Source organism: Streptomyces sp. NPDC044033 (assembly GCF_056434425.1).
The window spans coordinates 165,659-188,007 of sequence record NZ_JBWKFF010000016.1 but is presented as its reverse complement, the minus strand read 5'-3'; the positions used below and the strand labels follow the sequence as shown (position 1 = coordinate 188,007).

The 22,349-nt window shown below is 73.5% G+C and carries 19 protein-coding genes; 8 read left to right on the top strand and 11 right to left on the bottom strand.

What is annotated here, in order from left to right:
- Positions 1–74 precede the first annotated feature (74 nt).
- A complete protein-coding gene (locus AC07AB_RS26625) occupies positions 75–740 on the bottom strand; it encodes a LuxR C-terminal-related transcriptional regulator (RefSeq protein WP_478571500.1) in 666 nt (221 codons plus the stop codon).
- A gap of 161 nt (positions 741–901) precedes the next feature.
- Positions 902–1,540 (bottom strand): DUF3000 domain-containing protein, encoded by a 639-nt coding sequence (locus tag AC07AB_RS26620; protein WP_478571498.1) that lies wholly within the window; start codon positions 1,538–1,540, stop codon positions 902–904.
- Between the two features lie 90 nt (positions 1,541–1,630).
- Here AC07AB_RS26620 and hemE point away from each other — a divergent pair, with 90 nt between their 5' ends.
- A complete protein-coding gene (hemE, locus tag AC07AB_RS26615; protein WP_478571496.1) occupies positions 1,631–2,728 on the top strand; it encodes a uroporphyrinogen decarboxylase in 1,098 nt (365 codons plus the stop codon).
- Positions 2,729–3,020: 292 nt separating this feature from the next.
- On the opposite strand, the gene AC07AB_RS26610 is transcribed toward hemE, so the two are convergent.
- From AC07AB_RS26610 to AC07AB_RS26595, 4 genes are all read right to left on the bottom strand, one after another.
- Positions 3,021–4,430: an FAD-dependent oxidoreductase gene (locus AC07AB_RS26610; RefSeq protein WP_478571493.1), complete on the bottom strand. Its 1,410-nt coding sequence runs from the start codon at positions 4,428–4,430 to the stop codon at positions 3,021–3,023.
- A gap of 100 nt (positions 4,431–4,530) precedes the next feature.
- Positions 4,531–5,163: a protocatechuate 3,4-dioxygenase subunit alpha gene (gene pcaG / locus AC07AB_RS26605; protein WP_478571491.1), complete on the bottom strand. Its 633-nt coding sequence runs from the start codon at positions 5,161–5,163 to the stop codon at positions 4,531–4,533.
- Positions 5,160–5,939, bottom strand: a complete 780-nt coding sequence (pcaH, locus tag AC07AB_RS26600; protein ID WP_478571489.1) for a protocatechuate 3,4-dioxygenase subunit beta — start codon at positions 5,937–5,939, stop codon at positions 5,160–5,162. Before pcaH ends, pcaG begins: the two co-directional genes overlap by 4 nt.
- Before the next feature lie 22 nt (positions 5,940–5,961).
- A complete protein-coding gene (locus tag AC07AB_RS26595; RefSeq protein ID WP_478571486.1) occupies positions 5,962–7,167 on the bottom strand; it encodes a thiolase family protein in 1,206 nt (401 codons plus the stop codon).
- Positions 7,168–7,549: 382 nt separating this feature from the next.
- Between AC07AB_RS26595 and AC07AB_RS26590 the strand changes: the two genes are divergently transcribed.
- The 5 genes from AC07AB_RS26590 (at position 7,550) to hemQ (ending at position 12,343) form a co-directional block, all read left to right on the top strand.
- Positions 7,550–8,230: a DUF4166 domain-containing protein gene (locus tag AC07AB_RS26590; protein WP_478571484.1), complete on the top strand. Its 681-nt coding sequence runs from the start codon at positions 7,550–7,552 to the stop codon at positions 8,228–8,230.
- 54 nt (positions 8,231–8,284) lie between these two features.
- Positions 8,285–8,938, top strand: coding sequence for a TetR/AcrR family transcriptional regulator (locus AC07AB_RS26585; protein WP_478571481.1), 654 nt, complete (start codon positions 8,285–8,287; stop codon positions 8,936–8,938).
- Between the two features lie 139 nt (positions 8,939–9,077).
- Complete coding sequence (locus tag AC07AB_RS26580; protein ID WP_478571616.1) at positions 9,078–9,968, top strand: D-alanyl-D-alanine carboxypeptidase family protein; 891 nt, start codon at positions 9,078–9,080, stop codon at positions 9,966–9,968.
- A gap of 214 nt (positions 9,969–10,182) precedes the next feature.
- Positions 10,183–11,622, top strand: coding sequence for a protoporphyrinogen oxidase (gene hemG / locus AC07AB_RS26575; RefSeq protein WP_478571478.1), 1,440 nt, complete (start codon positions 10,183–10,185; stop codon positions 11,620–11,622).
- Between the two features lie 4 nt (positions 11,623–11,626).
- On the top strand, positions 11,627–12,343 hold the full coding sequence (hemQ, locus tag AC07AB_RS26570; RefSeq protein ID WP_478571475.1) for a hydrogen peroxide-dependent heme synthase: 717 nt from the start codon (positions 11,627–11,629) through the stop codon (positions 12,341–12,343).
- Between the two features lie 61 nt (positions 12,344–12,404).
- Here the strand turns inward: hemQ and AC07AB_RS26565 are convergent, their stop codons facing one another.
- The 5 genes from AC07AB_RS26565 to AC07AB_RS26545 all read right to left on the bottom strand — a co-directional run bounded on the left by AC07AB_RS26565 (position 12,405) and on the right by AC07AB_RS26545 (position 19,064).
- The gene (locus AC07AB_RS26565; protein WP_478571473.1) at positions 12,405–13,973 is read right to left on the bottom strand and encodes an alpha/beta hydrolase; all 1,569 of its coding nucleotides are present in this window, start codon (positions 13,971–13,973) and stop codon (positions 12,405–12,407) included.
- Positions 13,974–14,100: 127 nt separating this feature from the next.
- Entirely contained in the window at positions 14,101–14,910 is an 810-nt protein-coding gene (locus tag AC07AB_RS26560; protein WP_478571471.1) for a TIGR04222 domain-containing membrane protein, read from the bottom strand.
- Positions 14,911–15,316: 406 nt separating this feature from the next.
- A complete protein-coding gene (locus AC07AB_RS26555) occupies positions 15,317–16,549 on the bottom strand; it encodes a DUF1996 domain-containing protein (RefSeq protein ID WP_478571469.1) in 1,233 nt (410 codons plus the stop codon).
- A 6-nt stretch (positions 16,550–16,555) separates the two neighbouring features.
- Positions 16,556–17,305: a DUF4142 domain-containing protein gene (locus tag AC07AB_RS26550; RefSeq protein WP_478571466.1), complete on the bottom strand. Its 750-nt coding sequence runs from the start codon at positions 17,303–17,305 to the stop codon at positions 16,556–16,558.
- A 280-nt stretch (positions 17,306–17,585) separates the two neighbouring features.
- Positions 17,586–19,064: an MbnB/TglH/ChrH family RiPP precursor modification enzyme gene (locus tag AC07AB_RS26545; protein ID WP_478571464.1), complete on the bottom strand. Its 1,479-nt coding sequence runs from the start codon at positions 19,062–19,064 to the stop codon at positions 17,586–17,588.
- An 867-nt stretch (positions 19,065–19,931) separates the two neighbouring features.
- On the opposite strand from AC07AB_RS26545, the gene AC07AB_RS26540 reads away from it, so the two are divergent.
- A complete protein-coding gene (locus AC07AB_RS26540; protein ID WP_478571461.1) occupies positions 19,932–20,591 on the top strand; it encodes a nuclease-related domain-containing protein in 660 nt (219 codons plus the stop codon).
- A 354-nt stretch (positions 20,592–20,945) separates the two neighbouring features.
- The gene (locus AC07AB_RS26535) at positions 20,946–22,334 is read left to right on the top strand and encodes an EfeM/EfeO family lipoprotein (RefSeq protein ID WP_478571459.1); all 1,389 of its coding nucleotides are present in this window, start codon (positions 20,946–20,948) and stop codon (positions 22,332–22,334) included.
- Positions 22,335–22,349: the final 15 nt, after the last annotated feature.

Here is a 22,349-nt window from a genome sequence, read left to right as displayed (position 1 = left end):
GTCAAGGGTATCTGTGTATGGGAAGCGCCCGCCGACGGAACGTTCCGTCGGCGGGCGCGCTTGGTCGGGGCGGGTCAGTGGATGATGCCGGTGCGCAGCGCGACGGCGACCATTCCGGCCCGGTCGCCGGTGCCGAGCTTGCGGGCGATGCGGGCGAGGTGGCTCTTGACGGTGAGTGCGGACAGGCCCATCGAGACGCCGATGGCCTTGTTGGACTGGCCCTCCGCCACCAGCCTCAAGACCTCGACCTCGCGGCCGGAGAGCTCGCGGTAGCCGCCGGGGTGGCCGGGGGCGCCCGGCGGGCGGCGGTGCATACGGGCCGCGGCGGCGGAGCCGATCGGGGGGTGGCCGTGGCGGCCGGGGACCCCGAGGTTGGTGCGGGTGCCGGTGACTACATAGCCCTTGACGCCGCCGGCGAGCGCGTTGCGCACGGCCCCGATGTCGTCGGCGGCGGAGAGCGCCAGCCCGTTGGGCCAGCCCGCGGCGCGGGTCTCGGAGAGCAGTGTGAGACCGGAGCCGTCGGGGAGGTGGACGTCGGCGACGCAGATGTCGCGCGGGTTGCCGACGCGGGGGCGGGCCTCCGCGATGGACGACGCCTCGATGACGTCTCGCACACCGAGCGCCCACAGGTGGCGGGTGACGGTGGAGCGGACTCGGGGGTCGGCCACGACGACCATGGCCGTCGGCTTGTTCGGGCGGTAGGCGACCAGGCTCGAAGGTTGCTCTAGAAGAACAGACACCAGGCCTCCTGGGGGAGTGGCGGGACGGTGCCGGCTTGGGGGGAAGCCGGAGTGATCGCTTCGGAAGGGTCACAAGGTCCTTCGGCAGCAACCTGGCCCGGCTTTAGAGAATGATCACGAATTGATGAGTAACAATTCGGGCAAATCGGACGGTTGATCGATCATCGTCCTTGCGGTCCGCGCCGCTGCGGCAACGAGACCACCCCCGCGTCCACCGGGCCCCCCGGCGGCAGCCCGGCGATCTGGCAGAGCAGATCGCACCACGCGGACAGGTGCGCGGCCGTGTCCGGCACGCCGTCGACGGCCGCCGGCGACCACGACGCCCGGATCTCGATCCGCGTCGACGGCGCCCGGTCCGCGAGCCCCCCGAAGTAGTGCGAGCTCGCCCGCGTCACCGTGCCGCCCGGCGCCCCGTACGGCACCCGCCGCGCCTCCAGCGCGCCCGTCAGCCACGACCAGCACACCTCCGGCAGCAGCGGATCGTCCGCCATCTCCGGCTCCAGATCCGCCTGAAGGATCGTCACCAGCCGGAAGGTGCCGTGCCACGACTCGTGGCCCGTCGGGTCGTGCAGCAGGATCAGCCGGCCGTCCGCCAGCTCCTCCTCGTCCACGACGACCGCCGCCTCCAGCGCGTACGAATAGGGCGCGAGCCGCTGGGGCGGTGGCGTCGGATCGACTTCGATCTCCGGCCTGAGCCGCACTCCTTGCAGTCCGGCAACCGCCTGCCGGAAGGCGGACGGGGAGCTCTCCCCGTCCGCGCCGTCCGGACCTTCCGAGAGGTGTCCCTGCGCCGCAGCCATGCCCGGAAGACTAGGCGGAACGAGCCCTTCTTCCGGGGAGGGACACCCAATGGGCGGGTCACTCGTTCGGCCCGTGCGAAGATTTGGGGCATGAGTGCGTCCCAGAGGCCGGAAGGCCAGCAGCAGACCGGCCGCGAGGCGGCGCCTTCCGCCCCTTCCGTCAAGGAATCCGCGTTCCTGCGGGCGTGCCGCCGTGAGCCCGTACCGCACACGCCGGTCTGGTTCATGCGGCAGGCGGGCCGCTCGCTGCCCGAGTACCGCAAGCTCCGCGAGGGCACCGCGATGCTCGACTCCTGCATGCGGCCCGACCTCGTCACCGAGATCACCCTGCAGCCGGTGCGCCGGCACGGCGTGGACGCCGCCATCTACTTCAGCGACATCGTCGTACCGCTCAAGGCCATCGGCGTCGACCTCGACATCAAGCCCGGCGTCGGGCCCGTCGTCGAGCAGCCGATCCGCACCCGCGCCGACCTGGCGCGGCTGCGCCCGCTCGAACCGGACGACGTGCGGTACGTGACCGAGGCCATCACGGCCCTCACCGGCGAGCTGGGCACGACCCCCCTCATCGGCTTCGCGGGCGCGCCGTTCACCCTCGCCAGCTACCTCGTCGAGGGCGGGCCGTCCCGCAACCACGAGCACACCAAGGCGCTCATGTACGGCGACCCCGAGCTCTGGGCCGACCTGCTGGACCGCCTCGCCGACATCACCGCGGCCTTCCTCAAGGTGCAGATCGAGGCGGGCGCCTCGGCCGTGCAGCTCTTCGACTCCTGGGTCGGGGCGCTCGCCCCCGCCGACTACCGCCGCTCCGTCATGCCGGCCTCCGCCAAGGTCTTCGACGCCGTCGCCGGGTACGGCGTGCCGCGCATCCACTTCGGCGTCGGCACCGGCGAGCTCCTCGGCCTCATGGGCGAGGCGGGCGCGGACGTCGTCGGCGTCGACTGGCGGGTCCCGATGGACGAGGCCCGGCGGCGCGTGGGCCCCGGCAAGGCGCTCCAGGGCAACCTCGACCCCGCCGTGCTCTTCGCCCCGCGCGAGGCGGTCGAGGCCAAGACCCGCGAGGTGCTCGACGCCGCCCGCGGCCTCGACGGCCACATCTTCAACCTCGGCCACGGCGTGCCCCCGAACACCGACCCCGGCGCGCTGACCGCCGTCGTCGAGTACGTGCACGAGCACACCGCGGGTCAGTGACCCCGGCCCCGCTCCCCGGCCTGCTCCGAACAGGCCGGGGAGCGGGTGTGCCGGGTGGCCTGGCTGTGACCGGGGCCCGCCGGGGGCGGGTGCGCCGAGGCCGGTGACCTGGCCGTGACCAGGGCCCGCCGACGGCCCGCGGGCGTGGCCGAAGCCGGTCAGGCGCAGATACCCGGCCCCTTGCCGTACGCGCTCGGGAAGCCGGTCCCGGCGCCCCGGCGGAGCGGGACGCCGGTCATGCCGCGGGAGGCCGGGGCGCCGGACTGCGGGAGGCCGCCTCCGCGAGCGGCCCTCAGGACGCCTGCACGTCCGCCGCGACCGCCGCCGTCGCCTTGCGGGCGGCCACCAGGACCGGGTCCCACACGGGCGAGAACGGCGGCGCGTACCCGAGGTCGAGCGCGGTCATCTCCTCCACCGTCATCCGGGCGGTGAGCGCGACCGCGGCGATGTCCACGCGCTTGCCCGCACCCTCCCGGCCGACGATCTGCACGCCGAGCAGCCGGCCCGTACGGCGCTCCGCGAGCATCTTCACGTGCATCGGCCGCGCCCCCGGGTAGTAGCCCGCACGGCTCGTCGACTCGATCGTCACGCTCACGTACCGCAGCCCGACGGCCTTGGCCTGGGCTTCCAGCAGGCCCGTACGGGCGATCTCCAGATCGCACACCTTGGAGACCGCCGTGCCGACCACGCCCGGGAACGTCGCGTAACCGCCGCCGACGTTCGCGCCGATGATCTGGCCGTGCTTGTTGGCGTGCGTGCCCAGCGCGATGTGCCGGGTGCGGCCCGAGACCAGGTCCAGTACCTCCACGCAGTCGCCGCCCGCCCAGATGTCCTCCTGGCCGCGCACCCGCATCGACAGATCGGTGAGCAGCCCGCCCGAGGGGCCCAGCGGCAGCCCGGCCGCGCGCGCCAGCTCGGTCTCGGGGCGCACCCCGAGGCCCAGCACCACCACGTCCGCGGGGTACTCGTCGTCCTCCGTGGCCACCGCCCGTACGTGGCCGTCCTCGCCGGTCAGGATCTTGGTGACCGTCGCGCCCCGCACCGTCTCGATGCCCAGCCCGCACATCGCCTCGTGCACCAGCGCGCCCATGTCCGGGTCGAGCGTCGGCATCGGCTGCTCGTCGCGGTTGAGGACCGTCACCGCGTAGCCGCGGCGGATCAGCGCCTCGGCCATCTCCACGCCGATGTAGCCCGCGCCGACGACCACCGCGCGGCGGCCCTCCGTCTTCTCCAGCGCGCCGAGGGAATCCAGCAGCGCCTGGCCGTCGTCGAGGGTCTGCACGCCATGCACGCCCGGAGCGTCGATGCCGGGCAGCGGCGGCCGCACCGGCCGGGCGCCCGTGGCGATCACCAGCTTGTCGAAGCCGTGCCAGCGCTCGGTGCCGCCCGCCGCCGCGTCCGTATCGACGTCGCGGACCCGGACCCGCCGGCCCGCCACGTCGATCTCCGTCACCTCGGTGCGCATCCGCAGGTCGATGGAGCGCTCGCGGTGCGCCTCGGGGGAGCGGGCGATCAGCGCGTCGGGGCCGTCGACCTCGCCGCCCACCCAGTAGGGGATGCCGCAGGCCGAGTACGAGGTGAAGTGGCCGCGCTCGAAGGCGGTGATCTCCAACTCGTCCGGTCCCTGGAGCCTGCGCGCCTGGGAGGCCGCGGACATGCCCGCCGCGTCGCCCCCGATGACCACCAGCCGTTGCGCCGCCATGGAGTCGGTTCCTTTCGCCGGTACGTACGGCTGCCCACGCTAAGCCTTGTTCGGCCGATGATCGGAGAAGACGGACGAGTGCGGCGACGGCGGGGACCGCTCACAGCGCGTCGGAGGGGTGCCGGAAGTCGAGGAAGACGGTCTCCTCGCCCGCCCGGTCGCTCTCGCCGCCGCCCTGGAGCCGGATGTCGAAGCGGTAGCTGTGGTGGCGGGCCCGGTCGCCGGTCTCGGGGACGGCGATGAGCGTCGCGGCCCGCTCGGGCGGCAGGGACGCGAGCAGCGGGTCGGCGGCGAGCCGGGGCGAGGGCAAGTACAGGCGCGTGTGCAGCGGGCCGAAGAGGCCGCGGGCCAGGACGCAGACGGCGAGGTGGGGAGCGGTGCGCCGGGCGGTGGGGCCGGGCGCGAGGGTGCGCAGCGCGAAGTGGCCGCCGCCGTCGGCCGCCACCCGCGCGAAGCCGGTGAACTCCGCTCCGTCGCGGCCCAGCGGCACGCCGCTCGCCCGGTCGCGGCGCAGGGTGCCGGGCGCCCCGGCGAGCGAGCCGGACGGCCCGGCCTGCCAGAACTCGACGAGCGCGTCGGGCACCGTCGCGCCTGTGCCGTCGTAGAGGTGTCCGTGGACGGTGATCGTGTCCGGGTGCCCGGCCGGGGCGATCTCGCCGCCGCGCGGGAAGGGCAGCGCGTGGCCGTAGAAGGGGCCGAGGGTCTGGGCGGGCGTCGGCTCCAGCAGGGTCATCGGCGCGCCTCGGTCCAGGTGGCGGCGGGGCCGTCGAGGACGATGTCCCAGCGGTAGCCGAGGGAGGAGCCGGACACGGACAGGGCGGGGTCGTACGCGGCGACGAGCCGGTGGTCGTTGCCCGCGTCGACGGCGGACCGCCAGAGGCCGTCGTAGGCGAGGAGCGGGTCGCCGGGGAAGTACATCTGGGTGATCAGGCGCTGCGTGAAGGCCGCGCCGAAGAGGGAGAAGTGCACATGGGCGGGGCGCCACACATTGGGCTGGACGCCCTCGGGGTAGGCGCCCGGCTTGACGGTCGTGAAGTGGTAGCCGCCCCCGTCGTCCGTCAGGCAGCGGCCGACGCCGGTGAAGTTGGGGTCGAGCGGTGCCGGGTGCCGGTCGAGCTGATTGGCGTACCGGCCGGCCGCGTTCGCCTGCCAGATCTCCACCAACTGGCCCCGCACCGGCCGGCCCCGGCGGTCCGTGACCCGGCCGGAGACGGTGATGCGCTCGCCGATCGGCTCTCCGAGATGCTGCCGGGTGAGGTCGGAGTCGAGCCCGTCGACGTCGGCGGCGCCGAAGACGGGGCCGGTCAGCTCGACGTCGTCGGGGTCGAGCCGGACCGGGGCCAGGGGCCTGCGCGGGTGGCGTTCGGGCGCTCCCGTGTACGGGGTGATGGTGTCGAGAGCGTCGTACGGGGCCGGGCGCGGGCCCCGCGGTAAGTGCGCCGGCTGCGGCTCGTCGGCCTCGGCGCGCTGCCGGCCGGCTCCGTCCCGGGCGGCTGCGGATATCGCCATCTGCGGTCAACTCCCTTGGTGGTCACCGTTCCAGTACGAGTGCCTGCCCTTGCCCTACCCCGATGCACAGTGCCGCCACACCGGTCCCCGAGCCCGCCGCGGCCAGTTGGTGGGCGACCGAGCCGGCCAGGCGCGCGCCGGAGCAGCCGAGCGGGTGGCCGATGGCGATGGCGCCGCCGCGCGGGTTGACGACGGAGGTGTCGAGGTCCGGCCACTCGGCGAAGCAGCCCAGCGCCTGTGCGGCGAACGCCTCGTTGAGCTCGAAGGCGGTGAGGTCCGCGAAGCCGCGGCCCGCCCTGGCGAGGGCCCGCTGGACGGCCTCCACCGGGCCGAGGCCGAAGTGGTGCGGTTCGATGCCGGTGACCGCACTGGCGCGCACGCGCGCGAGCGGCTCGCGGCCGACGGTCCGCAGCCCCTCCTCGTCGGTCAGCAGGAGGGCCGCGGCGCCGTCGCTGAGGGGGGAGGAGTTGCCGGCGGTGACCGTGCCGCCGTCCTTGCGGAATACGGGCTTCAGCTTCGCGAGCGAGGCCGGCGAGGTGGCGTCGCGGATCGTCTCGTCGCGGCCGAGGTCCACGCCGGGCACCGCTACGACCTCGGCGTCGTACGCGCCCTCCCGCCATGCCCGCGCCGCCTTCTCGTGGCTGGCGAACGCGAAGGCGTCCTGCTGGTCCCGGGTGATGCCGTGCTTGTCGGCGACCAGTTCGGCGCCCTCGCCGAGCGAGACCGTCCACTGGGGCGGCATGTCAGGGTTGGTCATCCGCCAGCCCAGGGTCGTCGAGTACAGCTGCTGATTGCCCGCGGGGAAGGCGCGCTCCGGCTTCTGGAGGACCCAGGGGGCGCGGCTCATCGACTCGACGCCGCCCGCGACGGCCACCGACGCGTCGCCGAGCGCGATGGCCCGGTACGCCTGCACGACGGCCTCAAGTCCCGAGGCGCACAGCCGGTTGACGGTCGCGCCGGGCACGGTGACGGGGAGCCCGGCGAGCAGCACCGCCATCCGAGCGACGTTCCGGTTCTCCTCGCCCGCGCCGTTGGCGTTGCCGAACAGCACGTCGTCGACGCGGGCCGGGTCGAGCGCGGGGGAGCGGTCCACGAGCGACCGCAGGACGTGTGCGGTGAGGTCGTCGGGGCGCACCGAGGAGAGCGCGCCGCCGTACTTGCCGACGGGGGTGCGGACGGCATCGACGATGTAGACGTCGCGGAGGTCGGCGGCGGGAGAGGCTGCCATGGGGTCTTCGGGTCCCTTCCCGCGGCCTGGGGTGGGCGGCGCGGCGCGGTCGGTGTTGGCTCGGTTCGGCGGTGGCTCGGGCTGGGGTTGGCTCGGTCCGGTGTTGGCTCGGGCTGGCGGTGGCTCGGTCCGGGGGTGGCTCAGCCCGGGATGCGCCCAGTTCGGTGTTCGCCCAGTGAATCTTTGTTCATGATCGGCTCGTGCCGAGTCTCGGCCTCGCACGGAGAGCTGTCAATGGCGCCGGTGGCTCTACGGCCGTGCGGCGGAGGCGACTTGAGCGACCACTCAAAACCTTCTAGGTTTGAGCGGTCGCTCAAATCTGAGCGGTGGGGCCGGGAGTCGGATGCCGCCCCCGTGCCCTCGAACGCCTGGAGCGGCCCTCGTGACCTCGATCTTCCAACGCGCCCTCGGCGCCGACTTCGACCGGCTGCACCCCCGCCTCCAGCGCCGCTTCTCCGTCGGGCTGGACAGCGGCGAGGCGTGCGTCGGGCGGGGCGTGATGGAGGAGGTCCGGCACGGACGCGGCTTCGTGCGGCCCTTCCTCGCGCTCGGCGGCAGCCGGAACGTCCTCGTACCGCGGGCGGGCCGGAACATCCCCTTCACCATCGAGAACTTCCCGTACCTCGACTCCTACGGCCGCGAGACGGTGACGTTCGTACGCACCTTCCGCTTCCCGGGCCGGGAGCACCGCTTCGACGCCACGATGATCTTCAGCCCGCAGCGCGGCACCATCGTCGACTACCTGGGCAGCCACCAGCACCTCGCCACCGACCTGTATTTCACGGCCGACCGCACAGGGGCGCTGGTCGTACGTTCCGGCGCGCTGCGCTTCCGCGAAGGACGCGTCGACGCCCGTGTGCCCGAGAGTATCGGCGGCGACGCGACGCTCCGCGAGTTCTACGACGAGGCCGCGGAGTGCTTCCGTGTCCAGGTCAGCGTGGTCAACCGGCGCTTCGGGCCGCTCTTCGGCTACCGCGGTTCCTTCACCGCCGAGTACGTGAGCACCGCCGAGCACGGCGTGCCGGCCGGGCTGCGGCCCGTACGGGAAGAGGCCCGCGCATGAGCCCCGCACAGCAAGAGGCTCGCGCATGAGCCCCGCTCGGGAAGAGCCTCGCGCATGAGCCAGGACACCCGCGTCAAGCTGCTCGACGGGGCGCTGAGGACCCTCACCGAGCAGGGCATCGCCAAGACGTCCGCGCGCTCCGTCGCCGCCGCGGCGGGCGTCAACCAGGCCCTCGTCTTCTACCACTTCGGCACTGTCGACGAACTTCTCGCCGCCGCCTGCCGCCACGGCGCGCAGCAGCGCGTTGACCTCTACCGCGACCGCCTCGCCGAGGTCGCCACGCTCGGCGGCCTTCTGGAACTGGCCCGCGAGCTGCACGCCGAGGAGCGCGCCGGCGGCCATGTCGCCGTCCTTGCCCAGTTGCTGGCCGGCGCCCAGACCCACGAGCGCCTCGCGCCCGCCACCGCGGCCGGGCTCGGCCTGTGGATCACGGAGATCGAGCAGGTGCTGGGCCGGGTGCTGGCGGGCACCCCGCTGGCGGAGTTCGTCGACGCGCCTGGGCTGGCACGGGCCGTCGCCGCCTCCTTCGTGGGCCTGGAGCTGTACGAGGGCGTGGATGCCGACGGCGCGGAGCGCGCCCTGGGCGCGCTGGAGCAAATTGCCGCCCTGGCCGGGGCTCTGGAGGAGCTCGGGCCCGTCACCCAGCGTGCCGTCCGGTCGCGTCTACGGCGTAAAGTGCAGCCGCGCGGGCCGGGCCGGGAAGTGTGAGGAGGGCGCCGGGGAGCGTGAAGGCCGCACCGGGAAGCGTGCGGAGCGCACCGGGAGTTATATCCCCGCGCGTAGGCCCTACGAGACGGCAGTACCCTCATATGACTGTAGGTCAGGGGCATTTGGAGTGTTCACCTTGATGATCGGCATGAAGAATCTGCGTCGCGTGTCGGCCGTGGCCGTCACCGCGGGGGCCGTGGCCGCTACCGGGGCGCTCGCCGCTCCCGCGCAGGCCGCTACCAGAACCGCCACACCCACGATCGTCGCCAAGGGCGGCTTCGTGATGAACAACGGCAACGGGAAGGCGCTCTTCGGCAAAGCCGCGGACACCCGCCGTTCCACCGGCTCGACTACCAAGATCATGACGGCCCGGGTGGTGCTCGGGCAGAAGAACCTCAACCTGAATGCCAAGGTCAGGGTCGACAAGGCGTACAGCGACTACATCGTCTCGAAGAACGCCTCGTCGGCCCGTCTGATCGTCGGCGACAAGGTCACCGTCGGGCAGCTGCTGTACGGGCTGATGCTCCCGTCCGGCTGCGACGCGGCGTACGCGCTCGCCGACAAGTTCGGCAGCGGGTCCACCCGACCCGCGCGCGTGAAGTCGTTCATCGGCAAGATGAACGCCACCGCGAAGAGCCTCGGGCTGAAGAACACGCACTTCGACTCGTTCGACGGCATCGGCGGCGGCGCCAACTACTCGACGCCGCGCGACCTGACGAAGCTCGCCTCCAACGCGATGAAGTACTCCACCTTCCGTACGGTCGTGAAGACGAAGGCGACCAAGCAGAAGGTCACCATGGCCAACGGCGGCTACCGCTACATGTCGTGGTCCAACACCAACAACCTGCTCGGCGGCTACTCGGGCACCATCGGCGTCAAGACCGGCTCCGGCCCGGAGGCCAAGTACTGCCTGGTCTTCGCCGCCACCCGGGGCGGCAAGACGGTCATCGGCACCGTCCTCACCTCCTCCTCCGTGGCCAACCGCACGGCGGACGCGAAGAAGCTCATGGACTACGGCTTCAAGAAGTAGCCCACAGCCATTCGCCGGCCATTCCTCGGCCATCCGTCAGCAGCCCGGCCCGCGGTCCAGGGGCGGGGCGACTTGTCCCACGGCGAAAGGGGCGGGGGTTCCGCTTGTCGGCGGCCCCCGCCCCTTTCGCCGTGGGACGGCCCGGAAACATCCGGACGCGGTGGTGGCCGGGACTCGTTCCGGGGGCGCGAAGGCCGTTTGAGAGAGTGGGGCCATGAGCACAGCGCACACGCCCAAGGGCCACGTGATCGTCATCGGCGGCGGCATCTCCGGGCTGGCGGCAGCCCACCGGCTCCTGGTGGGCGGTGCGCGGGTGACCGTGCTCGAAGCCTCCGGCCGGCTCGGCGGGAAGCTGCACGCGGGCGAGATCGCGGGCGTCCCCGTGGACCTCGGCGCCGAATCGATGCTCGCGCGGCGGCCTGAAGGGGTCGAGCTGGCCCGCGCGGCCGGGCTGGGCGACCGGCTCCAGCCGCCGGCCACGGCGAGCGCCGCCCTGTGGACCCGCGGCGGCCTGCGGCCCATGCCCAAGGGGCACGTCATGGGCGTGCCCGGCGACCTCGCGCCGCTCGCCGCGTCCGGCGTCATCTCGGACGAGGGGCTCGCGCGCATCGCCGAGGACGGCGAGCTGCCCCGCATGGAGGTCGGCGAGGACGTCGCGGTCGGGGAGTACGTGGCGCGACGGCTCGGCCGCGAGGTCGTGGACCGCCTCGTCGAGCCGCTGCTGGGCGGCGTGTACGCGGGCGACGCCTATCAGATCTCCATGCGCGCGGCGGTCCCCCAGCTCTTCGAGGCCGCCCGCACCCACCGCTCCCTGACCGAGGGCGTACGGGACATCCAGGCGCGCGCCGCCGCCAAGCAGCCGGACGGGGCCCCGGGCCCGGTCTTCATGGGCATCGACGGCGGCATCGGACGGCTGCCCCTGGCCGTCGCCGAGACGGTACGGGCCCAGGGCGCGGACATCCGCACCGACGCTCCCGTGAGCCGGCTCACCCGCACCGCCACGGGCTGGACGGCCGTCACCGGCGACAGCGTGCTGGAGGCCGACGCCGTCGTGCTCGCCACCCCCGCGCCCGCCGCGTCCGCGCTGCTCGCCGACGCGTCCCCGGCCGCCGCCGCGGAACTCGCCGCCGTCGAATACGCCTCCATGGCGCTGGTCACCATGGCCTTTCGCCGCTCCGACACGGACGTGCTGCCCGACGGCAGCGGCTTCCTGGTGCCGCCCGTCGACGGGCACAAGATCAAGGCGTCCACCTTCGCGAGCCGCAAGTGGGGCTGGATCGCAGACGCGGACCCGGACGTCTTCGTGCTGCGTACCTCGATCGGGCGGTTTGAGGACGAGGAGGATCTGAAGCGTGAGGATTCCGAACTGGTAGGGATGTCGCTCGCGGACCTCGGCGAGGCGGTGGGCCTCTCGGCCGCCCCCTTGGAGAGCCGCGTCACCCGGTGGGACGGCGGGCTGCCGCAGTACCCGGTCGGTCATCTCGGCCGCGTGGCGCGCGTACGCGAACACGTCGCGGCCCTCCCCGGCCTGCGGGTCTGCGGCGCGGTCTACGACGGAGTGGGCATTCCGGCCTGCGTCTCCAGCGCCCACCGGGCCGCCGACGAACTGCTCGCCACCCTGCCGACCGGCGTCCAGGGCGGCGAGCGAGAATAGGGACATGACTGCTGAACCTGACAAGACTCCGAACGCCGGCAAGAAGGCCAAGGACCTCAACGAGGTCATCCGCTACACCCTGTGGTCGGTTTTCAAGCTGCGTGACGTCCTGCCCGAGGACCGCACCGGCTACGCGGACGAGGTGGACGAGCTGTTCGCACAGCTCGCCGCCGAGGACGTCACCGTGCGCGGCACGTACGACGTGTCCGGGCTGCGGGCCGACGCGGACATCATGATCTGGTGGCACTCGGAGACCTCGGACGCCCTCCAGGAGGCGTACAACCTCTTCCGCCGCACGAAGCTCGGGCGCGCCTTGGAGCCGGTGTGGTCGAACATGGCGCTGCACCGCCCCGCGGAGTTCAACAAGTCGCACATCCCGGCGTTCCTCGCCGACGAGGAGGCCCGCGCGTACGTCAGCGTGTACCCCTTCGTGCGCAGCTATGACTGGTACCTGCTGCCCGACGAGGACCGTCGCCGCATGCTCGCGGACCACGGCAAGATGGCCCGCGGCTTCCCGGACGTCCGCGCCAACACCGTCCCGGCGTTCACCCTCGGCGACTACGAGTGGATGCTCGCCTTCGAGGCCGACGAGCTGCACCGCATCGTCGACCTGATGCGCCACCTGCGCGCGTCGGAGGCCCGTATGCACGTGCGCGAAGAGGTGCCCTTCTACACCGGCCGCCGCAAGCCGGTGGCCGAGCTGGTCGCCGGTCTGGCCTGACCGTCCGCCCTCAGGGAACGGGAGCCCTCAGGGAACGTCCGTCCTCAGGGAACGTCCGTCCTCAGGGAACGGGCGCCGGCTCCGGGCGCGGCGCGCAGTACACGCGCCGCGCCGGGGTCTTTCCGGTGAGCAGATAGGTCTCCAGGTGGCGGTTGACGCACTGGTTCGGACCGCCGCCGATGCCGTGGGTGCCCGCCGCCCGCTCGGTGACCAGCGCCGAGCCGGGCAGTCGGCGCTGGAGTTCCAGCGCCCCCGGGTAGGGCGTCGCCGCGTCCCGTTCGGCGGCGAGCAGCAGTGTCGGCGGCAGCGCGCCGCCGCCCTTCACCCTGATGTCCACGGCGCGCTGCTGATGGGCCGGCCAGTACGCGCACGGCAGGTTCATCCACGCGTTGTCCCACGTCTCGAAGGGCGCGCTGCGCGCGAGCCGGGTGTTGTCCCGGTCCCAGACGCGCCAATCGCGCGGCCAGCTCGCGTCGTTGCACTCGACGGCCGTGTAGACGGCGTTCTCGTTCTCGTCGGCCTGGGCGGTCGCCGGGTCGGGCGCGGCGGCGGCGATGAGCGGCTTCGGGTTGCCGCGGAGGTATTCGGCGAGGGCATGGGCCCTCGGAGCCCAGAACGTGTCGCTGTAGCCGACGTTGAGGAAGGCGGCCTGGAGCTGGTCCGGGCCGACCCTGCCGCCCGCCGGTTCGCGGGCCAGCCGCTCGTGGACCGTCTCGTACGCGGCGCGCACCCGTTCCGGCGTGCGGCCGAGCCGGTAGTGCCTGTGGTGCCCGGCCACCCAGCGGCTCCAGTCACCCCAGCGGACCTCGAAGGCGGACGCCTGGTCGAGGTTGCTGCGGTACCAGATCTGCCGCGGGTCCGGGTCGACGACGCTGTCGAAGACGACGCGCCGCACATGGCCGGGGAAGAGGGTCGCGTACAGGGCGCCGAAGTACGTGCCGTAGGACGCCCCCACGAAGTTGAGCTTCGCGTCGCCGAGCGCGGCGCGCAGCACGTCGAGGTCGCGGGCGTTGTTGAGGCTGGTGAAGTGCGGCAGCGCGCTCCCGGCCCGGCGCGCGCACCCTCGGGCGTACGCGCGGGCCTGGGCCGCCTTGTGCCGTTTGAAGGCGTCCGACGGGTGGCGCGGGGACTGGGTGGGGGCCTTGGTGAACTCCGCCGGGTCCTGGCAGGAGATCGGGGCGGAGCGGCCGACGCCGCGCGGCGCGTACCCGACCAAGTCGTACGCCCGTGCCGCCTTGCGCCAGGCCGGGCTGTCCTTGAGCGTCGGGTAGACCATGCCGGAGCCGCCCGGCCCGCCCGGGTTGAAGATCAGTGAGCCTTGGCGCTCGGCCGGGCGGCCGGCGGCACGGGCGCGGCTGACGGTGAGGTCGATGTGCCGGCCGTCGGGGTGGGCGTAGTCGAGCGGTACGGAGACCGTGCCGCACTCGACGGCGGCGGGCAGCTTCTCGACGGGCGCGCAGCGGCCGAAGGCGATGCCGCGCGCCGCGGCCTGCCGGGCGGCGATGGCGACGCCGCGTGCCTGGGCCATGCCGTCCGGGGGCGCGGCGGCGGTGGCTCCGCCGGCCGGTGCGGCGGCGAGTGCCGAGAGGATCAACGATCCGACGGTGCCGTACAGGGCTGCTGCTCTCACTGACCATCCCTTCGCGCATTATCTGACAAAAGGGATATTCGGCTCGGTGTGTGGCGAAGTAAAGCACTGGGGCCCGGTGTCGGCGCCGATGCCCCCGAACCGCCGAGCGCCGAAGGGGCGGGGGCGGTCAGTCGCGGGGGCCCCGGAGGTTCTCGGCGAGGGCGGCGCGCAGCTGCGGATCGGCGAGTGCCGCCCGGCCGCGTACGGCCAGCGCGGTCAGGAACGACCGGTCGCCGGCCGTGCCGTCCTCGCGGACGGCGTGCCCGGCCTTGGGTACGTCCATCCGGCCGAGCACGCGGGCCCCGGCCGGAGAGGCCCAATGGGTGTACGGCCGGATCTCGTAGCGGACGATGGCCAGGCAGCCGGCCGTCAGCACCAGAGGCAGCGCGAACCAGGCCGCCACCGGCCCCGCGCTCGACTCCGGCGGCACGATCAGCAGCGCCGCGACCGCGGTGCACAGCACCAGCGCGCACGCGCCCCGCACCTGGCGGATCGCCGAGGACACGTTCGTACGGTCCGCCGGGCTCACCGCCAGCCCGGCCGCGGTGAGCCGTTCGGCCAGGGTCAGCACCGAGTCGGCGGCGGTGAGCGCGGCCCGTATGGCCGGAACGCGCGACTGCCCCTCGGGGCCGATCGCCGTGATCACCGACCGCTCCAGGTCGTCGTGGCCCACGGGGTCGACGACGGTCGCCCAGCCGGTGTGCGCGAGCAGCAGCCGGTGCTGCCGGGACATCGACACGAGGGCCAGGTCCGTGACCCGGTGCGGCCCGCCGGCCAGGAAGGCGGCCTCGTACAGGGTCAGGGGCCAGGCCCCGGCGTCGGCCCCGGGCTCCGTGGGGGAGCCCGGGGCCTGGGCGGCGGCGGACGCTATGAGACACAGGCGGGCGCAGGTGAGGAACGCCGCGCCCCAGGCGACAAGCAGGAAGAGAACCCACATGGCGGCCTTTTTTACTCGATGAGGGGGCTAATGCGCCATGGCCGGGCAGGAATTGGGACCGTTGTCTCAACTGGGGGGAGGGGTGGGAGGGGGCGCGGCGAGGGGAGGGCAGTCGGCCGCGGCGGACCGGAGTCCGCCGCGGCGACGATCGAGGTGGGCTGTGTGGGCGGCGGCTGGGTGGTGACTGGGCGGTGCCTGGGGGCAGCCGATGCCGTGGCCGGAGTGGACCGCGGCGATGGCTTGATCCGGCCGCGACGGCGGCCGTGATCAGCCGAAGCGATGGCCTGGGTCAGGCGTAGCGGCGGGCGGTAGTGGTCAGGTGCCGCGATGGCCGGGGTCGGGCACGGCGGTGGTAGTGGTCAGGTGCCGCGATGGCCGGGGGTGGCAGCCGCAGCGGTGACCTGGTTTAGCCGCAGCGGCGGCCGGAGTTGATGCAGCGTACGGCCGAGTCCATCAGCGCGCCGGGCATGAAGTTGGCGAAGTCCGCGTGGTCGGTGACCGGCTTGCGAAGCTGTTCCGGGAAGCTGTCGACCGCGAAGTCCGTCCCCTGCGGCGCCTTGTAGGTGAGCGTCATGCGGAGCTGCGGCACGGCCTTGGAACCGCTCCGGCAGCGGCCCGTGTTCTTGTCCGGGAAGGCGAGATGGGTGCGGTGGTCGGCGCTGTCGGTGTTCTGGCCGTCCCAGCAGCTGGGGAAGTCGAGTTGGCGCACGACCTGGCTGCCGCGCGGGCACAGCGGGTACTTGTCGGTCAGCACCCGGTCGGTGAAGCCGGTGCAGGTCCACTGCGCGCGGGCGTTGGCGGTGCCGTTGGTGAACGCCTTCGCGTCACCGGTGATCGAGCGCAGCGTCTTCGGCATCGCGGTCACCTTGGCAGCCGGGTTGCCGCGGAAGGTGAGGCTGACGGAGGCCGGGGTCAGGACGCGGCCGGTGTTGCCGTCCTGGCCGGTGTCGGCACCGCCGCTGAGTTGGCGCAGTACGGGCCAGAAGTACGTGGACTTGTCGCCGCGGTCGCACGTGGTGCCCGCGGCGCTCAGCGAGGCGTCGGTGGAGAAGGCGTCGGTGGAGCGGTTGCCGACGTAGTCGTGCAGGTGATGGGCGCCATTGCGGACACCGGGCGTGACGATGAAGTTGTCGGGGTTGCGGTGGCCGTCCTCGTTGCGCCCGCACCGGCTGGTGAAGCTGCCGGTGGACGCGGAGCGCTGGTCACGGGGGGTCCGGACATTGGGCCGGACGCCGCGGATGTCGACGAAGTCGGAGTCGGCGGGGCCTGCGTGCTGGTGGCTCCGGTCCGCGCCCTGCCCCTGTCGCCGGCTCTGGTCCCGGCCCGGATCCCGGCTCTGTTCCTGACTTTGTTCCTGACTCTGGTCCTGGCCCTGACCTCGGCCTTCGGCCTGGTCCTGCCCCTGGTTCTCGCGGCCCGCGGTCTGGCCGCCGCTCCGGTCCGGAGGGGCATTGTCAGTGGGGGATGTCACGCTGGGTGACGTCGGTGGGAGAGAGCCTTGGTCGTTGGCGGGGGGAGAGGGGTGGGCGGAGGCGTTGTCGGTGACGGCGAGGAAGGTGCCTGCCGAACCGAACAGCGCGATGAGGGCGATGACGATGAGGTGCGTGGCGCCGAGACGGCGGCGGTGAGTGGCGGGCATGGGGGCTCACTTCTCCTCGGGTGACTGCTCGGGGCGGGTGGCGGCTGGTGGCAGGGAATAGGTGGGGGAGGGGGACGGCGTGTCGGAAGTCGAAGGGGTGGAGGGCGGCCGTGCCGGCGTGGGCCGGCCGGTGGGCGGCGGTGCGGAGCGCAGGGTCTGTTCGGCGATGGCGTCGAAGTCGATCAGGCCGGTGTCCTCCAGGACCCCTATGTGGTCCAGGACCGTCGTGTTCGCGTCGTCGGCGAGACCGCGCACGAGGGTGTTGCGGGTGGTGGCCCGCACTTGGGCGACGAGGGTGAAGACCTTGCCGTGGGCGAGCCGCAGGATGTTCGCGAACTCGCGGTCGTACGTGCCGCCGCGCGCAGCGCCGAGCTTCGTCAGCCACCCCCGCTGCTGGGCGTTGGGCTGGTTCGGCAGGTCGAGGCCCAACTGGTCGGCGACTCGGCGCACATGGTCGTCGAGCGAGGTGTGGCCCGTCACGAGATGCTCGCCCGCGCGGCGGACGGCGGCGGTGGTGCCGCGCTCCTCGGCCTGCTGCCCGGCGGGCAGCTCCCAGAGCCCCGCCAGCCGCACCCGGTCGACGAAGTCGCGGTCGAGCGGGGAGAGCGGACCGTACCGCGTGGTCACGGAGCCGGCGGTCAGGTCGGTGGCCCCGGTGCCGAGGCGGTCGCGGTACGACCAGATGGGGAAGAGCAGTGCGGCCACGGTCGCCGCCAGCGCGGTGACGACCAGTCCGGTGCCGGTGAGGGATCGCATGGTGCCTCCTGGTGCGGCACCGCACGGTATGCGTTTCGCGTTGATCGTCCGGCTTTTTCGGCGAACCCGGCCCAGGGGGAGGGGCGCGGATCACGGCCCCGGCCTGAGAGTTGGGGTCGGAACAGCCGGTTCGCGGGCAGGTGTGTGCCGCGTCACTGCTGGGCCAAGAGCGCCCTCGCGGGACGGGACGGCTGCTAGGTTGGCTGGTTTTTTGGCTATGGGAGGAGAGAGGTGCGGGTGGGACCGGTACGGGTGGGGGCGTCGTCGGTGCCGGTGTGGGTCAGTCCGCTCGTGGGACGCGGCGGACGGTCCGCCGCGGCCGGGCCGCCAACCGGCCTGTGAGCTGGGCCGCCAGCAGGGAAGCCCGGCCGGCCGGGAGCGGCTCGGGTCCGGACCGCTCACGCCACCAGCGGTCCAACTCCCTCCGTACCGTGCGGTCCCGCGGCTCGTCCGAGGCCAGCAGGTGCTCGGCGAAGGAGAGCGCGTCGCGCCGGAAGCCGCCGGTCATGGGCCGCGTCCGCGCGTAGCGGAGGAACGCGGGCCGGTAGCCGTCGCCCAGCAGGTCCGGCAGCTCCGGCGCGACCTTCGCCACCACGTCGGCCCGCTTCGCCGCCAGCGCCTCCGACTGCACCCGCAGCCGCTGCTCGTCGAAGCCCGCCGGTACGGGCGCGCCGGCGACCAGCGCGGACAGCAGGGCGGTCTGGGCCAGGGCGAGCCGTCGGCGCGCGGGGCGGGTGCCGCTGTCGCCCCCGGCCGCGAACTGACGTCGGGGGCCGGGCGCGGGCCGTGGCGGTGGGTACGGGCGTGCGGCCGCCGCCGGTGCGGGGCCGTTCGAGGCGGTGCGTACGCGGGGGGCGGCGCGCGCGTGAGGGGCGGCGTGCACGCGAGGAGGGGAGGCGCGTACGTGGGTGGCCTGGCCGTTGGGCGCTTCGAGTACCGCGCGTATCTCCGCGAGTTCGGCCGCGAGCCCGTCCGAGGTGGGGAAGTTGTCGTCGCGTTCGAGGAGGACGCCGGGTGGGGCGATGCGGGCCCGGAGTTCGGCGAGGACGTCGAGGACCGGACCGGTCACGGGGTGGGCGTGGGTGTCGTGCCAGACGCCGTCGCGTTCGATGCCGCCCGCCACATGCACGTAGGCGATGGCCTCCAGCGGGAGTTCGTCGAGCGCCGTGGCCGGGTCCTCGCCGCGGTTGATGTGGTTGGTGTGAAGATTGGCGACGTCGATGAGCAGCCGTACGCCCGTCCGGGCCACCAGCTCGGCCAGGAACTGACCCTCTGTCATCTCCTCGTCCGGCCAGTTGACCAGTGCGGCGATGTTCTCCAGCGCCAGGGGCACGGGCAGGGCGTCCTGGGCGATCCGGACGTTCTCGCACAACACGTCGAGCGCGTCGCGCGTGCGCGGTACGGGCAGCAGATGCCCGGCCTCCAGCCCCGGCGCGCCGGTCGCCGACGCCGCGGCCCCCGGCCCCTTGGCCCGTACGAACGCGATGTGCTCCGTGACCAGCGGCGCCCCCAGCGCCCCGGCCCGCTCGGCGAGCGCGGCCAGCCGGCCGGCGGCCGGGCGCTCCGCGCCGCCGAGGCCGAGCGAGACACCGTGCGGGACGACGGTCGTACCGCGCTCGCGCAGCGCCCGCAGGGCGTCGGGCAACTCGCCGGGGCAGATGTTCTCCGCCACCACCTCGACCCAGTCGACGCCGGGCAGCCGGGCGATGGCTCCGGCGATCTCCGGCCGCCAGCCGATCCCCGTTCCGAGGCGCTCCATACGGTCCCCCTCGCGCTCCGCGCGTCCGTCCGTCGTCTGCGAAGGTCATGTGCCCGTGGCGGGGTCGGCAACCCGTCGGCCGGGGGATTCAGAGGCCGATTTGAGCTTTCGGCCTGGGGGGTGGTGACGGGCGCTGTGCCAAGGGGCGCGTGTGGCGCACTGAGACGCGGAGCCCTTCCGCTGGGCGCGGGGGCGGGGGCGGGGGCGGGGGCGGGCTGCCGGTCGGGCGGCGGGGCGGGTCGCGCCGGGGGCGTTGGGGTGAGCCGCGCACCGGGCGGATGGGCGAGTCAGGTGCCGGGGCGCGTACCGCGACGTGTGAGAGGTGTGAATCGTGCGCCGGGTGGAGGGGCGGGTCGCCGGTCGGGCGATGGGGGCGGGCCGTGCGCCGGGCGGCGGGCCGGGGTGTGCGCTTGGTGGTGTGGGAGGTCGCGTGCCGGTTGGTCGGGGAAGCCGTGCGCCGGGCCGTGTATCCGGAGGCTTGCGCCGGGCGCCGGGTGGAGGGATGGACTGCGGGTCGGGTGGCGGGCCGGGGTGTGCACCAGGTGGAGTGGGAGGCCGCGTGCCGGGCGGAGAGGCGAGCCATGTGCCGGGCCGTGTGAAGAGCCGTGCGCCGGGTGGTATGGCGGGGCCGTGCGTCGGGCGAAGAGGGAGGCCGCCGGGGGGTGCGGTGAGCCGTACATCGGGCGGAGCGGTGAGCCGCGCGCCGGGCCTGGTGAGACCCCGCAGCCGGGGGGATGGTGCGGGGTCTCATGTCGTCCAACGCATGGCCGTTTGGGCTGGTTCCCGCACTTCTGCCGAAAATCACGCAAACGCTTGTCCCGAGTGGCACGCTGCTGCTGCCATGGGCGGGTGGGCGATGTGTGGAGCATGCCGTGGAAGGGGGACGACCCCGAGCGGTTGTTCCTGGCACCCGATGACGATCTTGCGCCCAACCGGCCCGGGGAGGCGCTGCGGGCGCGGCTCGACGCGTCCCGTGCCGGTCCCGGGCACCTCATGGCAGCGCGTCTGCTGGGCCGTCACCCGCAGGAGGACGACTGGCGGCGCAGCCTGGAGGGCGAGCAGTTCGTCGGTGCCGCGCTGGAGGAGCTGACGGTCGGCGGCTGGCGGGTGGTGCACTCCATACCCATGCCGGGGGAGGCCGACGTCGACCACCTGCTGATCGGCCCCGGAGGAGTGTTCTGCGTCCAGGCCCAGCTGCTCCGGCGGGCGGCGGTCCGGGTCAGCGACGACGGGGTGCGCGTGGGCCGGGAACGGCAGCCGCGTCCGTACCTCCGTGCGGCACGGCGCGAGGCGGCGCGCGCCGCGTTCGCGCTGGCGCGCGGCTGCGGCTTCGAGCCCGAGGTGCGGCCCGTGCTCGTGCTCGTGGCGGCGGCCAGGATCGAGGTGGCCTCCGCACCACGGGGGATATGGGTGCTGCGGGAGCAGGATGTGGCCCGGCTCGGCGAGCTGGGCGGGGTGCTCCATCCGGAGCGCGTTGAGCGCGTCTACACAGTCGCCCGCAACCGCCGGACGTGGCTGAACGTGTGATGGGCGGGCGGTGAACCGGTTGGGTGGGAATGGGAGGGGCGGGCCCGTTCGGGGGCCGCCCGGTCGACGGGGCGGTGAAGTGCGGGCGAATTCTGGTCGCGGTGGACCTCGGACGGGCGTTCGGGGCCCTTGCGTTGCTTAGGCTCGGGCTGACCAATTCCGCCCGGCGCACAAGTACGTCGCGCCGCCGCGCCGGCGAGGCGGCCGGTTCGCCCGTGACGAGGACGCCGCCGTGCCACCTCGCCGCCGCGCGGCCCCGCCCGTACCGGCCCCGCGCGGTGGGCTGCCATGCGCCGTCCGGCGCCCTGGCGTCGCATGATCAATCGGAGGCTCGGTGTGGCACGTTTGGGCCCAATGTCTCTTCAGCACCGTGCCCTGAGCGGCGGGCTGCTCGCCTCCGCGGCGGTGGCCCTCGCCGTCTGGGGGTCCGGAGCCCTGGACCGGCCCCGCCCGCACCCGACCGTGACCGCGTCCGCCGACGGTCTGCGCCACACCGCCGTCGAGATCTCGCCGGGCCACTGCGGGCGCGGATGGCGGGACCCGAGCCCCGGGACCCAGGTCTTCGACCTGCACAACACCTCCGACACCGCCGCCGAGGCGTACCTCAAGGACCCGCGGACCGGAGCGGTCTACGGCGAGGTCGAGGGGCTGGGGCCGGGGACCACCCGCCGGTTGCCGGTGCGGCTGGGCGCCGGTTCGTACGCCTTCGCCTGCCTCCCGGACGACGCCGACGCCGTCACCGGCCCCACCGTGCGCATCACCGGGACCGCCGGGACCGGAGGCAGCAGTGAACCCAGTGAGACCAGTGAGCCCAGTGACGCAGTCGGGACCGGAGACGCCAGCGGAACCAGCAGCACCAGCGGAACCAGCGGGGCTGGAGACGCCAGCGGAACCAGCAGCACCAGCGGTACCAGCGGGTCCGGCAATGCCGCCCCCAGCAGCCCCCATGGCGCGGGCCAAGGCCGTTCGGGGCCCGCCGCCGTGCCCGTCACTCAGCACGACCTGATCCCGCCCACCCTCGACTACCAGCGCTGGGTCGGCGACCGTACGGGCGACCTGGTGAGCGGGGTGGAGCGGCTGCGTTCGGCGGTCGACGGCGGGGACCGGGCCGAGGCCCGTACGGCATGGCTGTCCGCGCACCTCGTCTACGAGCGGATGGGCGCCGCCTACGGCGCCTTCGGCGACGCGGACAAGGCGATCAACGGAACCACCGCCGGCCTGCCCGGCGGCCTGCGCGACAAGGACTTCACCGGCTTCCACCGCATCGAGCACGGCCTCTGGCACGGCGAGTCCACCGCCCGGCTGCGCCCCCTCGCCGACCGGCTGGTGGCCGACGCGCGCGCCCTGCGCGACGCCTGGTCACAGGCGCGGATGGACCCGCAGGACCTCGGTCTGCGGGCCCACGAAATCCTGGAGAACACCGTGCAGTTCGAGTTGACCGGACGCACCGACTACGGCAGTGGCAGCAACCTCGCCACCGCCCGCGCCAACCTCGACGGCACCCGGGCCGTCCTCGCCCGGCTGCGCCCCGTCCTCACCACCCGGTACCCGGAACTGCCCTCTCTGTACGGCAAGTTGGACCGTACCCAGCGAGTGCTGGACGCCCAGGACCACGACGGCCGCTGGACCCCCCTCGACCGGCTCGGCCGTGCGCCGCGCGAGAAGGTGAACGCCGAAATGAGCGAACTGGTGGAGCGGCTCGCGAACGTCGCGGCGCTCTGCGACGTACGGAGGACGTCATGACGGACGTACGGAGGA

Bases quoted from the DNA above. Each gene is read 5' to 3' on its own strand.
- AC07AB_RS26620 (WP_478571498.1), bottom strand. From the start codon at position 1,540: ATGGCTGCGGCGCAGGGACACCTCTCGGAAGGTCCGGACGGCGCGGAC.
- hemE (WP_478571496.1), top strand. From the start codon at position 1,631: ATGAGTGCGTCCCAGAGGCCGGAAGGCCAGCAGCAGACCGGCCGCGAG.
- AC07AB_RS26610 (WP_478571493.1), bottom strand. From the start codon at position 4,430: ATGGCGGCGCAACGGCTGGTGGTCATCGGGGGCGACGCGGCGGGCATG.
- pcaG (WP_478571491.1), bottom strand. From the start codon at position 5,163: ATGACCCTGCTGGAGCCGACGCCCGCCCAGACCCTCGGCCCCTTCTAC.
- pcaH (WP_478571489.1), bottom strand. From the start codon at position 5,939: ATGGCGATATCCGCAGCCGCCCGGGACGGAGCCGGCCGGCAGCGCGCC.
- AC07AB_RS26595 (WP_478571486.1), bottom strand. From the start codon at position 7,167: ATGGCAGCCTCTCCCGCCGCCGACCTCCGCGACGTCTACATCGTCGAT.
- AC07AB_RS26585 (WP_478571481.1), top strand. From the start codon at position 8,285: ATGAGCCAGGACACCCGCGTCAAGCTGCTCGACGGGGCGCTGAGGACC.
- AC07AB_RS26580 (WP_478571616.1), top strand. From the start codon at position 9,078: ATGATCGGCATGAAGAATCTGCGTCGCGTGTCGGCCGTGGCCGTCACC.
- hemG (WP_478571478.1), top strand. From the start codon at position 10,183: ATGAGCACAGCGCACACGCCCAAGGGCCACGTGATCGTCATCGGCGGC.
- hemQ (WP_478571475.1), top strand. From the start codon at position 11,627: ATGACTGCTGAACCTGACAAGACTCCGAACGCCGGCAAGAAGGCCAAG.
- AC07AB_RS26560 (WP_478571471.1), bottom strand. From the start codon at position 14,910: ATGTGGGTTCTCTTCCTGCTTGTCGCCTGGGGCGCGGCGTTCCTCACC.
- AC07AB_RS26555 (WP_478571469.1), bottom strand. From the start codon at position 16,549: ATGCCCGCCACTCACCGCCGCCGTCTCGGCGCCACGCACCTCATCGTC.
- AC07AB_RS26550 (WP_478571466.1), bottom strand. From the start codon at position 17,305: ATGCGATCCCTCACCGGCACCGGACTGGTCGTCACCGCGCTGGCGGCG.
- AC07AB_RS26545 (WP_478571464.1), bottom strand. From the start codon at position 19,064: ATGGAGCGCCTCGGAACGGGGATCGGCTGGCGGCCGGAGATCGCCGGA.
- AC07AB_RS26540 (WP_478571461.1), top strand. From the start codon at position 19,932: ATGCCGTGGAAGGGGGACGACCCCGAGCGGTTGTTCCTGGCACCCGAT.
- AC07AB_RS26535 (WP_478571459.1), top strand. From the start codon at position 20,946: ATGTCTCTTCAGCACCGTGCCCTGAGCGGCGGGCTGCTCGCCTCCGCG.